This window comes from Streptomyces flaveus (genome assembly GCF_014647675.1).
Taxonomy (GTDB): Bacteria; Actinomycetota; Actinomycetes; order Streptomycetales; family Streptomycetaceae; genus Streptomyces; species Streptomyces flaveus.
The window spans coordinates 19,280-31,644 of record NZ_BMPQ01000021.1 but is presented as its reverse complement, the minus strand read 5'-3'; the positions used below and the strand labels follow the sequence as shown (position 1 = coordinate 31,644).

15 protein-coding genes and 2 tRNA genes are annotated in these 12,365 nt (G+C 68.5%); 5 read left to right on the top strand and 12 right to left on the bottom strand.

Annotation, left to right across the window (positions count from 1 at the left end; all coding sequences use genetic code 11):
- Positions 1–85: 85 nt before the first annotated feature.
- Positions 86–1,114, top strand: coding sequence for an adenosine deaminase (locus tag IEZ21_RS31750; protein WP_189325307.1), 1,029 nt, complete (start codon positions 86–88; stop codon positions 1,112–1,114).
- 9 nt (positions 1,115–1,123) lie between these two features.
- Here IEZ21_RS31750 and IEZ21_RS31745 read toward each other — a convergent pair whose 3' ends face one another.
- The 9 genes from IEZ21_RS31745 to IEZ21_RS31705 form a co-directional block, all read right to left on the bottom strand.
- Entirely contained in the window at positions 1,124–2,185 is a 1,062-nt protein-coding gene (locus tag IEZ21_RS31745; protein ID WP_246568335.1) for a UDP-N-acetylmuramate dehydrogenase, read from the bottom strand.
- A gap of 56 nt (positions 2,186–2,241) precedes the next feature.
- On the bottom strand, positions 2,242–2,619 hold the full coding sequence (locus IEZ21_RS31740) for a DUF3291 domain-containing protein (RefSeq protein ID WP_189325305.1): 378 nt from the start codon (positions 2,617–2,619) through the stop codon (positions 2,242–2,244).
- A gap of 87 nt (positions 2,620–2,706) precedes the next feature.
- On the bottom strand, positions 2,707–4,152 hold the full coding sequence (locus tag IEZ21_RS31735; RefSeq protein WP_189325304.1) for an MFS transporter: 1,446 nt from the start codon (positions 4,150–4,152) through the stop codon (positions 2,707–2,709).
- A gap of 81 nt (positions 4,153–4,233) precedes the next feature.
- Positions 4,234–4,803, bottom strand: coding sequence for a TetR/AcrR family transcriptional regulator (locus IEZ21_RS31730; RefSeq protein WP_189325303.1), 570 nt, complete (start codon positions 4,801–4,803; stop codon positions 4,234–4,236).
- A gap of 117 nt (positions 4,804–4,920) precedes the next feature.
- Positions 4,921–5,349: a MaoC family dehydratase gene (locus IEZ21_RS31725; protein WP_189325302.1), complete on the bottom strand. Its 429-nt coding sequence runs from the start codon at positions 5,347–5,349 to the stop codon at positions 4,921–4,923.
- 5 nt (positions 5,350–5,354) lie between these two features.
- The gene (locus tag IEZ21_RS31720) at positions 5,355–5,807 is read right to left on the bottom strand and encodes a MaoC family dehydratase N-terminal domain-containing protein (RefSeq protein ID WP_189325301.1); all 453 of its coding nucleotides are present in this window, start codon (positions 5,805–5,807) and stop codon (positions 5,355–5,357) included.
- A 127-nt stretch (positions 5,808–5,934) separates the two neighbouring features.
- Positions 5,935–6,099, bottom strand: coding sequence for a 50S ribosomal protein L33 (gene rpmG / locus IEZ21_RS31715; protein ID WP_003948671.1), 165 nt, complete (start codon positions 6,097–6,099; stop codon positions 5,935–5,937).
- Positions 6,100–6,186: 87 nt separating this feature from the next.
- Positions 6,187–6,259: transfer RNA gene (locus IEZ21_RS31710), tRNA-Met, on the bottom strand.
- Positions 6,260–6,304: 45 nt separating this feature from the next.
- Positions 6,305–6,377: transfer RNA gene (locus tag IEZ21_RS31705), tRNA-Thr, on the bottom strand.
- Positions 6,378–6,631: 254 nt separating this feature from the next.
- Between IEZ21_RS31705 and IEZ21_RS31700 the strand changes: the two genes are divergently transcribed.
- Complete coding sequence (locus tag IEZ21_RS31700) at positions 6,632–7,873, top strand: amidohydrolase family protein (protein ID WP_189325300.1); 1,242 nt, start codon at positions 6,632–6,634, stop codon at positions 7,871–7,873.
- 150 nt (positions 7,874–8,023) lie between these two features.
- Here the strand turns inward: IEZ21_RS31700 and IEZ21_RS31695 are convergent, their stop codons facing one another.
- A complete protein-coding gene (locus IEZ21_RS31695) occupies positions 8,024–9,043 on the bottom strand; it encodes a hypothetical protein (RefSeq protein WP_246568333.1) in 1,020 nt (339 codons plus the stop codon).
- 169 nt (positions 9,044–9,212) lie between these two features.
- Between IEZ21_RS31695 and IEZ21_RS31690 the strand changes: the two genes are divergently transcribed.
- Positions 9,213–9,869 (top strand): SDR family oxidoreductase, encoded by a 657-nt coding sequence (locus IEZ21_RS31690; RefSeq protein WP_189325299.1) that lies wholly within the window; start codon positions 9,213–9,215, stop codon positions 9,867–9,869.
- A gap of 121 nt (positions 9,870–9,990) precedes the next feature.
- On the top strand, positions 9,991–10,371 hold the full coding sequence (locus tag IEZ21_RS31685; RefSeq protein ID WP_246568331.1) for a nuclear transport factor 2 family protein: 381 nt from the start codon (positions 9,991–9,993) through the stop codon (positions 10,369–10,371).
- Positions 10,372–10,497: 126 nt separating this feature from the next.
- Here the strand turns inward: IEZ21_RS31685 and IEZ21_RS31680 are convergent, their stop codons facing one another.
- A complete protein-coding gene (locus tag IEZ21_RS31680; RefSeq protein WP_189325298.1) occupies positions 10,498–10,710 on the bottom strand; it encodes a hypothetical protein in 213 nt (70 codons plus the stop codon).
- Between the two features lie 777 nt (positions 10,711–11,487).
- Here IEZ21_RS31680 and IEZ21_RS31675 point away from each other — a divergent pair.
- Positions 11,488–11,976, top strand: coding sequence for a YajQ family cyclic di-GMP-binding protein (locus tag IEZ21_RS31675; protein WP_033319602.1), 489 nt, complete (start codon positions 11,488–11,490; stop codon positions 11,974–11,976).
- Positions 11,977–12,063: 87 nt separating this feature from the next.
- Here the strand turns inward: IEZ21_RS31675 and IEZ21_RS31670 are convergent, their stop codons facing one another.
- Entirely contained in the window at positions 12,064–12,330 is a 267-nt protein-coding gene (locus IEZ21_RS31670; protein ID WP_189325297.1) for a GlsB/YeaQ/YmgE family stress response membrane protein, read from the bottom strand.
- Positions 12,331–12,365: the final 35 nt, after the last annotated feature.

Genomic DNA, 12,365 nt, shown 5'->3' with positions numbered 1-12,365 from the left:
GGCCGCCCTCTGTCGTTTGTGCGAGCAAGACCACGTTCGGGGAAAGCGCTACCGACTCGACGGGGGTGTACGGCAGGATCTTGGGATGGAGCGCGTACGTGATGTCTCTGAGTTGCCGAAAGCCCATCTGCACCTGCACTTCACCGGGTCGATGCGGATCACCACCCTGCTGGAGCTGGCCGACAAGCACGGGATCCATCTTCCCGACGCGCTGACCAGCGGCGAGCCGCCGAAGTTGCGGGCCACGGACGAACGGGGCTGGTTCCGTTTCCAGCGGCTGTACGACGCGGCGCGGTCGTGCCTCAGAGAGCCCGAGGACATTCAGCGGCTGGTGCGCGAGGCTGCCGAGGAGGACCTCAGGGACGGCTCCGGCTGGCTGGAGATCCAGGTCGATCCGACGTCGTACGCGCCTCGCCTGGGCGGGCTGATTCCGGCCCTGGAGGTCATCCTGGACGCGGTGGACTCGGCCATGCGCGAGACCGGGCTCGGGATGCGGGTCCTGGTGGCCGCGAACCGTATGAAGCACCCGCTGGACGCCCGCACGCTGGCCCGTCTGGCCGTGCGGTACGCGGACCGCGGCATCGTCGGCTTCGGGCTCTCCAACGACGAACGCCGGGGCATGGCACGGGACTTCGACCGAGCCTTCGCCATCGCGCGCGAGGGCGGGTTGCTGGCCGCTCCGCACGGCGGCGAGCTGACGGGGCCCGCGTCGGTGCGCGACTGCCTGGACGACCTGGACGCGTCGCGGATCGGGCACGGGGTGCGGGCCGCCGAGGACCCGCGTCTGCTGAAGCGGCTCGCGGACCGCGGAATCACGTGTGAGGTGTGCCCGGCGTCGAACGTGGCCCTGGGGGTGTACGAAAAGCCGGAGGACGTCCCCTTGCGCACGCTTTTCGAAGCCGGGGTCCCCATGGCGCTCGGTGCGGACGATCCCCTCCTCTTCGGCTCACGTCTGGCTGCCCAGTACGAGATCGCGCGCCGCCATCACGATTTCACTGATGCGGAACTGGCCGAACTGGCACGGCAGTCGGTACGGGGATCGGCTGCGCCCCAGGACGTCAAGGAGAAGCTTCTCTCCGGGATCGACGCCTGGCTCACGGCTCCGGCTGAGTGAGAGGGCCGGTCAGAGGCTGACGCCCACCATCACCGGTTCGTTGACCAGTGTGATCCCGAAGGCGGCGTGGACTCCGGCGACGACCTCGCGGGCCAGCGCGAGCAGGTCCTCGGTGGTGGCCTCGCCGCGGTTGGTGAGGGCGAGGGTGTGCTTGGTGGAGATGCGTGCGGGGCCGGTGCCGTAGCCCTTGGTGAAGCCCGACTTGTCGATCAGCCAGGCCGCGGAGGTCTTGGTGTGGCCGTCGCCCGCCGGGTACGCGGGCGGGGTGGCGTCCGTGCCCAGACGCGCCTGCACGCGTGCGTGGAACGCCGCGAACTCCTCGTCCATGAGGATCGGATTGGTGAAGAAGGACCCTGCCGACCAGGTGTCGTGATCCTCGGGGTCCAGGACCATGCCTTTGCCGGAGCGCAGCTTCAGGACGGTCTCGCGGGCGGCCGCGAGGGGTACACGCTCGCCGGCCTCGACACCCAGGGCGCGGGCGGTCTCGGCGTACTTGATCGGCGCGGAGAGCCCGTCCGCGTCCTCCAGCGCGAAGCGGACGCGCAGGACGACGAAGCGCTCGGGGTCGGCCTTGAAGCGACTGTGGCGGTACGAGAAGGCGCAGTCGGCGTTCGGAATGGTGACCGTTTCGCGGGTCTTCCGGTCGTATGCGATCACTTCGGTGATCGTCGACGACACTTCCTGGCCGTACGCGCCTACGTTCTGGATGGGTGTCGCGCCCGCGGAGCCGGGGATTCCGGCGAGGCACTCGATGCCTGCGAGGCCCGCTTCGACGGTGCGGGCGACCGCGTCGGTCCATACCTCGCCGGCGGCCAGCTCCAGCTTCGTACCGTCGAGTTCGAAGCCGGGCGTGGCGATGCGCAGGGCGGTTCCCGCGAAGCCCTTGTCGCCGATGACCAGGTTGGAGCCGCCACCGATGAGCAGCAGCGGCGTACCGGTGTCATCGGCCTCGCGGACGGCGGCGACCACCTCGGCGTCGGTCGTCGCGGTGATCAGCCGTGCGGCGGGACCGCCGAGCCGGAAGGTGGTCAGAGGGGCGAGTGGGGCGTCGTGGAGTTCCTGCACGGGCACAAGGGTACGAGAACGGCCCCGCCGGTCAGGGCGGGGCCGTTCTCCGTGTGGCTCGGCTACAGGCGCCGGAGCGCGTCCGACCAGTCCAGCGGGAGGTCGTCGGTGGTCACCGTCCAGGTGGCGAACTTCGCGTCTCGCATCTGAGGGCCGAGTCCTCGGGCTGTCGGCGCATGGGTGCCGGAGCGGGCGAAGGCCTTGAGCGCCGCGGGCGACTCCCAGGCGGACAGCGTCCAGAAGGTCCGCCGCATCAGCGCCGCCTTCAGGGAGGCCCCGTACGCGCCCGGAGCCTTGCGCACCTGCTGCCAGACACCCGGCGTCCTGGCGAGGAACTTGAGCGCTCCCCAGAGGGTGCGGGTTTCGAAGCGGGAGGCGAAGACGTGGGCTTCGGTGCGCTCCGGTGGGATGTTCGGCACGGTCCAGGGGAGGGTGGGCATGACCGGCCTCCTTCCAGGGTTTGTTTTCCGAACTCGTGTGGGTTTGCTGTCTGAACTCGCGACGAACCGAGGGTTGGGTTTCCGAATTCAGCGCGAGGCCGTCTCCAGTACCGGCGCGGGCGCCGCCTCGTCGTCCTGTGTCCGCACCTCGGCCGTGCGACGGCGAGCCGGGATGAGCAGTGCAGCGACGCCCGCCACGGCCACGGCGGAGGCACCGACCCACAGTGCGGGCCTGAGTCCGTCCACGAAGGTCTGGCCGGTCTCGTAGCCACCCTGCGCGGAGAAGATCGAAGCCATCACCGCGATGCCGAGCGCGCCGCCGACTTCGCGCAGTGCGTTGTTGGTGCCGGACGCGATCCCTTGTTCCTGCCCCCGGACGCTGGACATGACCAGGCTGGAAGCCGGGGCGAAGAAAAGCGACATGCCGACGCCGCTGATGATCAGGGCGGGCAGCTGCGCGGCGAACGAAGTGTCGGTCTCGACGATCGAAGCGAACCAGCCCAACCCGGCAGCCTGCAGGAACAGTCCCGCGGCGACGACCGGCCGCCCGCCTATCCGGTCGGACAGATAGCCGGCGACCGGCGCGATGAGCATCGGCATACCGGTCCAGGGCAGCATCCGCAGTCCCGCCTCGGTGGGCGAGTAGCCGAGAACGCCCTGCAGGTACTGGCTGAGCAGGAAGATCGAGCCGAACATCCCGAGGAACATCAGCAGGCTGGCCGCGTTGATCCCAGCGAAGGCCCGGTTGCGGAAGAGCCGCATCGGCAGCATCGGGTGCTTGGCATGGCTGCCGTGGTGCACGAAGCCGACGAGCAGGGCCGTACCCCCGAACAAACCCAGAAGGACGAGTCCGTCGGTCCAGCCGACGACAGGCGCGCGGACCAGGCCGTACACGATGCCGAACAAGCCGCCGCTGGCGAGCAGAGTGCCGGCGATGTCGAGCGGGGCACCCGAGCCGTACGACTCCGAGAGGCGCAGCCGGGCGAGCGGCAGCAGGGCCAGGCCGAGCGGCACGTTCAGCCAGAAGATCCAGTTCCAGGAGACATGTTCGGTGAGGCTGCCGCCGATGAGCGGCCCGGAGGCGACCGCAAGTCCGTTGACGGCGCCCCAGATTCCGTACGCCATACCGCGTTTCGCGGCGGGCACGGCGGCCGTCAGCAGGGTCAGCGTCAAGGGCATCATGATCGCGGCGCCGACACCCTGCACTGCGCGGGCGGCGATCAGCGAGTCGATACCGGGAGCCATGGCCGCGGCGGCCGAGGCGCCGGTGAAGATCGTGATGCCGACGAGGAAGAGCCGACGGCGGCCGTACCGGTCCCCGAGCGCCGCACCGAACATCAGCAGCACGGCGAAGGTCAGCGTGTACGCGCTCACGGTCCATTCCAGGTCGTCCATCCCTCCCCCGAGGTCCTCCCGGATCGACGGCAACGCTGTGGTGACGACGAGGTTGTCGAGCGCCGCCATGAACCCGGCGACGCTGGTGATGACGAGGGCCCACACTGTTCCCCCGCGACGTGGTGTCTCCTGTGACATCTCTCCCCCAGAGAGCTGGTTAGTTATTGATGACTAACTTTCGCGGGCATAGAGAAGGCGACGATCTACGCCACTGCGGTTTCAGTGTTCGAGCCGACCCTTGGTCCGGGCCGATGGGTAGAGCCCCTCCCACACCCGGTGTTCGGGCGGAAACCCCATGGCCACCAGGCAGTTGACGAGCATGCCATAGGCCAAGAAGGTCGTGGTTTCGTTCACGTCAGCGCCAAGCGGTACGTGGACGGTGTCCCACAGGCGCATCCAGCCGGTCCGTACCGCCTCACCGAACTCGCGGTCACCCGCCTCCTCGGCGGCCCCCACCGCGGCATACATCTGCATCTGCATCAGCAGCAGCTCTGGCTGCTCCGCGATGAGCTTGGTGTACGCGTCCGCCATGGAATGCAGGGCCTCTTCGCCCTCCAGCCCCTTGGCGGCCTCCTCGAAGGTACGGCGGGTGCCCTCGGTACAGCGCTCCGCCGCCGCGAGGAAGATCGCCTTCTTGCCGGGGAAGAGGCGGAAGAGATACGGCTGCGAGACACCCACCCGCTTGGCGATCGCCTCGGTGGAGGTGCCGTAGTAGCCGCCCCGGGCGAACTCGCTCACCGCCGCACGGATGACGCTCTCGCGCCTCTCTTCTGCACTCATCCTGACCACGAGAATGAAGTTAGTGGCCAATCACTACCTACGTCAAGGGCTGCCCTGGGAGCCGTGCAGAGCACATGAGTAAGGGGCACGCCTCCATTGAGGGTGCCCCTTACTCATGCGATGCCATCAGGCCAGTCGTACGACCGCCCGCGACATCCCCAGGACCTTCTGTCCCGCACTCATCGCCGTGAGGTCGACGCGGACGGTGTTGTCGTCCAGCTTGGCCGCGACCTTGGCGCCGACCTCGATCGTGGCCCCCTTGTCGTCGTTCGGGACGACCACGGGCTTGGTGAAGCGCACGCCGTACTCGACGACGGCGCCCGGATCGCCCACCCAGTCGGTGACGACCCGGATCGCCTCGGCCATCGTGAACATGCCGTGCGCGATGACATCGGGGAGACCGACCTCGACCGCGAACTTCTCGTTCCAGTGGATCGGGTTGAAGTCCCCGGAGGCGCCCGCGTACTGCACGAGCGTGGCGCGGGTCACGGGGAAGCTCTGAGCCGGCAGTTCCGTGCCGACCTCGATGTCGTCGTACGCGATCTTCGCCGCCATACGTCTCAGCCCTCCTCTGCCGCGCGGGCCACGAGCTTCGTCCAGGCGGTCACCACATGCTCGCCCGCCTCGTCGTGGACCTCGCCCCGGATGTCCAGGATGTCGTTGCCCGCCATGGACTTGATCGCCTCGATGGTCGAGACGACCGTCAACCGGTCCCCCGCGCGCACCGGGCGCTTGTAGGCGAACTTCTGGTCGCCGTGCACCACCCGGCTGTAGTCGAGGCCCAGTTGGGGGTCCTGGACGACCTGTCCCGCGGCCTTGAAGGTGATCGCGAACACGAAGGTGGGCGGGGCGATCACATCGGCGTACCCGAGCGCCTTGGCGGCTTCCGGGTCCGTGTAGGCGGGGCTGGGATCCCCCACTGCCTCCGCGAACTCGCGGATTTTCTCCCGGCCGACCTCATAGGGATCGGTGGGCGGGTAGGACCGCCCCACGAAGGACTGGTCGAGCGCCATGGCCCGGTACCTCCTGATGGTCGCTGTGATGGCCCGGAACAAGCATGCGTGACGGTCGGCCCTGCCGGCCGACAACGACGCGAGGCCGCCCCCGTTAGCTGGGGACGGCCTCGTGTACGAGCCTGTTTTATCGCGTCTCGCGGTGCGCGGTGTGCGCATTGCAACGCGGGCAGTGCTTCTTCATCTCAAGACGGTCCGGGTTGTTACGCCGGTTCTTCTTAGTGATGTAGTTCCGCTCCTTGCACTCCACGCAGGCCAGCGTGATCTTCGGGCGGACGTCGGTGGCAGCCACAGGAGTGCTCCTTGACGAACGGATAGGACATTAACGCACAGAAGAGTAGCCGATCGAAGGACCGACCCCACAATCGGCTACTGTCAGTAGCGGTGACCGGACTTGAACCGGTGACACAGCGATTATGAGCCGCTTGCTCTACCGACTGAGCTACACCGCTGTGATGCGATCGGCCCCGCCTTGCGGCGGGGACCTCTCACACCAGAGCCCCAATACGGAATCGAACCGTAGACCTTCTCCTTACCATGGAGACGCTCTACCGACTGAGCTATTGGGGCGAGCGATGAAGACATTACACGCTCGGCCGCCGTTCGCCCAAATCCGTTTCGCCGTACCTGTGCGGCCCCGCTCGCGGCGTTCTGCGCAGCTCCCAGGGGCTCCACAGGCGTTCCAACAGCCCCATATGCACGGCGGACCACACCGGTACGACTATTCCGCTCCTCCTCGAAGCGCACTGCCAGCCACCCTAGGCTCGACTCACGCTGCGTGATCACTCGTTCCCCTGCGCAGCCGCCCGAGACCCAGGAGCGCGATGCCCGACAGCCGGCCGCAGCAGCCCCCTTCCTCGTCGTCGGGCCGGGCCGATGGCTCCGCCCTGCTGCTGTGCGGTGCGCGGCTCACCGACGGCCGGACCGTGGACGTGCGGCTGGGCGGCGGGCGCATCGAGGCGGTCGGCACGGCCGGCAGCCTCAGCATGCACACCGCGCGCGTGGATCTCGCCGGCTATCTGCTCCTGCCGGCCCCCGCGGAGCCGCACGCCCACGCCGACACGGCCCTGTCGGCCGACGGCGACGGCCCGATCCCGTACGACGATCAGGACGTCCAGCGCCGCACGACCGAGGCGGCGTTGCTGCACCTCGGGCACGGGGCCACGGCGTTGCGTTCCCACGTACGCATCGGCGATGTGCAGGGGCTCGGCGCGCTGGCGGCGGTACTCCAGGCGCGGCGCGCGCTGCGGGGACTCGCAGAGCTGACGGCGGTGGCGATGCCGCGGGTGCTGACCGGGCTCGCCGGGGCCGAGGAGCTGGCGATGCTGCGGGACGCGGTGAAAATGGGTGCCTCCGTAGTGGGCGGTTGTCCGGATCTCGACCCCGATCCGACGGGGTATGTGGAGGCGGTCCTGGAGGTCGCTTCGGAGCACGGCTGCCCGGTCGATCTGCACACGGACGGTGACGATCCGGCGCGGCTCGCGCGGCTCGCGGCGATGACGGGCGGGCTACGGCCCCGGGTGACGCTCAGCCCGTGCGGCGGCCTCGGGCGGCTGCCCTCGGAGGTGGCGTCTCGGGCCGCGGACCAACTCGCCGCGGCCGGGGTGACCGTCGTCTGCCTGCCCCAGGGCGGCTGTTCGGGCGTCGACCGGCGCGGGACGGCTCCGGTACGACTGCTGCGGGCGGCCGGGGTACGGGTCGTTGCGGGCAGCGGCGCCCTGAGGGACGTAACGAACCCCGTGGGGCGCGGAGATCCGCTGGAGGCGGCGTATCTGCTGGCCTCGCGCTACGGGCTGCGGCCCGAGGACGCGTACGACGCGGTGAGTTCGTCGGCGCGTGCGGCGCTCGGGCTGCCCGAGGTGCGGGTGGAGGCCGGCTTCCCGGCCGAGCTGCTCGCCGTGCGCGGGGACCGGCTGGCGGGGGCGCTGTCGCTGGCGTACAGCCGAATCGTGGTGCACCAGGGCCGGGTGGTGGTCCGGACGAATGCGGTGCGGGAGTTCTGCGGCTCGGCTGCGGCTGTGGCCTTGGATCTGCCACGGCAGGGGCGGGTAGGGGAGCCGTCCTGAGGCGAGGGCGTCGGGCAGGCTGGGCTGAGGCTGGATCTTGAGGGCCCACGCGCGCGTGGACGTTTTTGAGATCCACGCGCGCGTGCCGGTGTTTTTCACCTGTGCCGATGGCTTTGGGCGCCGACGGTCTCTCGCCGAGAACTTCGGCCGTCAGAAGCCGCCGCTCAGCATCCCGCTCGTGAACGGATTGCCGGGGCCCGCGAACTCTCCTGCGGGCACCTCGGTGGCGTCGGACGGGGCGCTGACGTCGGATGCCTTGCCGAAGGTGAGGACGAGCGGGAGTCGGGCGCCCTTCGGGGTGTCCGCGAGGGTCGCGAGGTTGACCGAGACGCGGGTCAGGTCGCCGTTCTTCAGGGAGAAGTTGACGGCGATCTTCTTGTCGGGGGCTTCCTTCAGGTCCTTGTCGGTGGGCAGTTCGGTGCCTGCCGGGAGATCGTCGGCCAGCGGCCGGAGCTTGTCGAAGACACCCGTGAGCAGGTCGCGGAACGAGGCTTCGGCGACGATCCGCTCGGTGCCGTCGCTGCCGCCCTTGCTGCTGAACGTGACCTCGCGAGCGACGACACCGCGTACGGCATTGAGGATCTTCTGCTGGGTCTTGGTGTCGATCTCCTCGGAGCCCGAGGTGCCCTTGCCGGACTGCTTGAGTTCGGAGTTGTCGACCTTGACCCACTCACCTTCAAGGACCTTCCTGAACTCCTTCTCGCTCTCGGGGAGTTCATCGGCCGTGGGGAACGGGACGCCCGTCACCTCGCCGAGCGCCTCCATGTCGGCGCGGTAGTACGTGAAGTCCCCGACGACCCGGAACTCGGCCAGGACTCCGTCGGCTCCCGAGACCCGCATGCCCACACCCACGAGGTCCTTCTCGCCCGAGTCGGCGAGCGGCTTCTTCGACTCGACGGACAGCTTGACGCGCAGCCCGGTGAAGAACTTCGCGAGCTCGGGCGGCAGTTCCTCGCCCGGCTCCGCCTCTGAGGCCAGTTTCGTGAGCGCGGACGGCTTGGCGTGGAGCCCCAACTCGAAGGAGAGCGACTTCTGTTCGCCGAGTCCCTCGACGGCGCGGTCGACCTTCTGCCCGGCGGTGAGGTTCTCGACCGTGCCGCAGGCGGCCGCACCGGCGAACAGGGCGGCGGCGCAACCGGCCGCGGTGAGGGGCTTACGTATGGCAGTCATAGTTGCGGTCATGGCGATGATGACGGTCTCCTTTTGACGCCACGCGGCGTCGCCCTCGTAACTCAGCACTCAGCGAACGTTGTCGTAATTCGTTGATCGCTCAGGAGACTCATGAGTTGTCCACAGGGTTGTGCGGCGCGTGTCAGTGTCCGGGCGTACGGTCGAAGACATGCGCATTGTCATCGCTGGAGGTCATGGTCAGATCGCGCTGCGGCTGGAGCGCCTGCTCGCCGCGCGCGGTGACGAGGTCGCGGGCATCATCCGCCGACCCGAGCACGGCGACGATCTGCAGGCGGCCGGCGCCGAGCCGGTCCTGTGCGATCTGGAGTCGGCCTCGGTCGAGGAGGTCGCCGCACATCTGCAGGGCGCCGATGCCGCCGTTTTCGCGGCAGGCGCGGGTCCGGGCAGCGGCGCGGCCCGCAAGGACACCGTGGACCGGGGTGCCGCCGTGCTCTTCGCGGACGCGGCGGTACGGGCCGGGGTGCGGCGTTACGTGGTGGTGTCGTCGATGGGCGCGGACCCGTCGCATCCCGGGGACGACGTCTTCGATGTGTACTTGCGCGCCAAGGGCGAGGCCGATGCGTACATACGCGGCTTCAACAGCCTGGACTGGACGATCCTGCGCCCCGGGATGCTGACGAACGACGCCGGCACCGGTCTCGTACGCCTGGAGGCGTCCACCGGGCGTGGGCCCATACCGCGCGATGACGTCGCGGCCGTCCTCGCGGAGTTGCTGGACACTCCGGCGACGGCCGGGCTGACGCTGGAGCTGATCAGCGGGTCGGCACCGGTTTCCGTGGCGGTGAAGTCAGTGGCAGGGAACTGAGTCGATGACGGAGGCTGAGTTCGTCGGGCCCGTGCTGTTCGCTCACGACGCAAGGGGCGGCGGCGAACGTGGGCCAGTGGTTGCCTGAGGACGTCCTGTCAGCCCGAGTCGAGGAGTTCCCGTGCCCGCCGCCGAGGTTCCCGCCGCGCAGGAGGCCCTGCTGCGGAAGATGTACGAGGTCTTCAGCACTGCTGAACGCGACGCGTTCGTCCCGCACTGCCTGGCCCCGGACGTGGACTGGCCGAACGTCGCCGACGGGATCCGGCTGCACGGCCACGACGAGGTACGCACCTACTGGGCGGCGCAGTTCGAGGCCGCGCATCCCCTCGTACGGCTGGAGGGGCTGCGCCTCGACGAGGACGGGCAGCGGGTGGTCGCCACCGTGCGGCCGGGGCTGCGGGATGATGCGGGCGATCACTGGGCGCAGGAGCTGGTCGAGCATGTGTACCGCTTCAGCCCGGAGGGTTTGGTGAGCCGGATGGACGTACGGCCTGTCTCCTGACGTCTGGTTGTTCCGGCTGGTCTCTGGCTCGGAGGGCTGTCTGACTGACCTCTGGCTCAGAGGGGCGGGGCTGGTCGGAAGAGGCTTGCGGGAGCCGGTCGGCCTAGGAGTGAGTGCAGGAGCTGGTCAGAACAGAGGGAGCTGGCCGGGGAAGTCCGGCACGACGTACTCGTCCAGCCCCGGCTGGACTGCCCCGAGCTGCGCCTGCCGACGCGACCCGGGGCACGACATGAGCTGCCCACTCTCGCGCGCCCCCGGCGGGTCGTGCCGTGCGAACCGCCCGGCGACGACGGCGATCTCGCGACGGCACTCGGGGCAGTTCCTGCGGCGTGACGACATACGGATCAGCGTACGAAGCCGGACGGCGGCGCGCGGTGCGACTTGTCCCCCAGTCCGCAGCACGTTCCTTCTCCGAGGTCAGGTTCCTGCTCTGCGATCCGTCGCCGAAGGACGTGTCCAGGCGCTGCTTGTTGGACCGGCGGCGAAGCCGTCCAGCGAGACCGTGGGGTTGTGTACGCGCAGCTTGGCATGACATTCCCCTTGTTCCGTCTCGAATGTTCCGTCTCGAAACGGATCACCGGGCGGTCACGTCTCATGACTTTCGACCGGCAGAGCATGGCTGTTCCCCGCTCTCACCCATGCATCGAACGGCAACCGGCCGGATCGATAGCCTCTGCCGGATTCTTCTGCGCCGGTTCCACACTCGCCACCGGCGTACTCCAGCTATGTGAAGCGGCTTGCTCAGCCCTGGAGGGGAGAGGGGCCGACGCAACAGCTCAGGCCGGTGGGTGGGACGGCATCCGGTCGGGAGACGACATGAAGAGACCCTCTTGGGCCTGCTTTCTCACAGGCCCAAGAGGGTCTCTCAAAGTGGCGGCGCCAGGATTCGAACCTGGGAAGGCTGAGCCACACCGCCGGGGGTTGTTGCCCTTCGAACCGCCTTTCGGTGGTGCTCTGTGGCAACGACGTAAACGATACCCGATGCCCAGGGGTGCTTCGCCACCCGATTGATCGCCGCTCGGAGGACGGGGGTGGCTAGGCTTATGCGGATGCGGCCGGGACCGATGCCGGGCTCGACGGCCGCCCCACGCACCCCGATACAAGGAGCCACAGGACATGGCCGACTCCAGTTTCGACATCGTCTCGAAGGTCGAGCGGCAGGAGGTCGACAACGCCCTCAACCAGGCCGCCAAGGAAATCTCACAGCGCTACGACTTCAAGAACGTGGGCGCCTCCATCTCCTGGTCCGGCGAAAAGATCCTGATGGAGGCGAACTCCGAGGAGCGGGTCAAGGCCATCCTCGACGTCTTCCAGTCCAAGCTGATCAAGCGCGGCATCTCGCTGAAGGCCCTGGACGCGGGCGAGCCGCAGCTCTCCGGCAAGGAGTACAAGATCTTCGCCTCCATCGAGGAGGGCATCTCCCAGGAGAACGCCAAGAAGGTGGCGAAGATCATTCGCGACGAGGGCCCGAAGGGCGCGAAGGCCCAGGTTCAGGGCGATGAACTGCGGGTCAGCTCGAAGAGCCGCGACGACCTGCAGGCCGTGATCGCACTGCTGAAGGGCAAGGACTTCGACTTCGCGCTGCAGTTCGTGAACTACCGGTGACATCGCGCTTGTTGCGCGCACGGGGAAGGGTGGGCACCGTCGGTGCCCACCCTTCCCACCTGCTGGCTGCGGTTTGAGGGTGCGTACTCAGTTGCGCGAGTGGCCGAACAGGACGCGGTAGCCGACCAGCAGGACGAGCGAGCCGCCGATCGCGGCGGCCCAGGTCGCGCCGTCGTAGAAATCCTTGTTGATCGGGTGGTCCAGCCAGCGGGCGGATATCCAGCCGCCGATGAACGCGCCCGCGACGCCGATGAGCGTCGTGCCGATGAAGCCGCCCGGGTCACGACCCGGTAGCAGGAACTTGGCGATGGCGCCGGCCAGCAGCCCCAGAATGATCCAGCTGATGATGCCCATACCGTGAACCTGCCCCTCCGTGCTGTACCCGTGCT

Bases quoted from the DNA above. Each gene is read 5' to 3' on its own strand.
- IEZ21_RS31695 (WP_246568333.1), bottom strand. From the start codon at position 9,043: ATGACTGCCATACGTAAGCCCCTCACCGCGGCCGGTTGCGCCGCCGCC.
- IEZ21_RS31700 (WP_189325300.1), top strand. From the start codon at position 6,632: ATGCCCGACAGCCGGCCGCAGCAGCCCCCTTCCTCGTCGTCGGGCCGG.
- IEZ21_RS31670 (WP_189325297.1), bottom strand. From the start codon at position 12,330: ATGGGCATCATCAGCTGGATCATTCTGGGGCTGCTGGCCGGCGCCATC.
- IEZ21_RS31750 (WP_189325307.1), top strand. From the start codon at position 86: ATGGAGCGCGTACGTGATGTCTCTGAGTTGCCGAAAGCCCATCTGCAC.
- IEZ21_RS31675 (WP_033319602.1), top strand. From the start codon at position 11,488: ATGGCCGACTCCAGTTTCGACATCGTCTCGAAGGTCGAGCGGCAGGAG.
- IEZ21_RS31725 (WP_189325302.1), bottom strand. From the start codon at position 5,349: ATGGCGGCGAAGATCGCGTACGACGACATCGAGGTCGGCACGGAACTG.
- IEZ21_RS31680 (WP_189325298.1), bottom strand. From the start codon at position 10,710: ATGTCGTCACGCCGCAGGAACTGCCCCGAGTGCCGTCGCGAGATCGCC.
- IEZ21_RS31735 (WP_189325304.1), bottom strand. From the start codon at position 4,152: ATGTCACAGGAGACACCACGTCGCGGGGGAACAGTGTGGGCCCTCGTC.
- IEZ21_RS31740 (WP_189325305.1), bottom strand. From the start codon at position 2,619: ATGCCCACCCTCCCCTGGACCGTGCCGAACATCCCACCGGAGCGCACC.
- IEZ21_RS31690 (WP_189325299.1), top strand. From the start codon at position 9,213: ATGCGCATTGTCATCGCTGGAGGTCATGGTCAGATCGCGCTGCGGCTG.
- IEZ21_RS31720 (WP_189325301.1), bottom strand. From the start codon at position 5,807: ATGGCGCTCGACCAGTCCTTCGTGGGGCGGTCCTACCCGCCCACCGAT.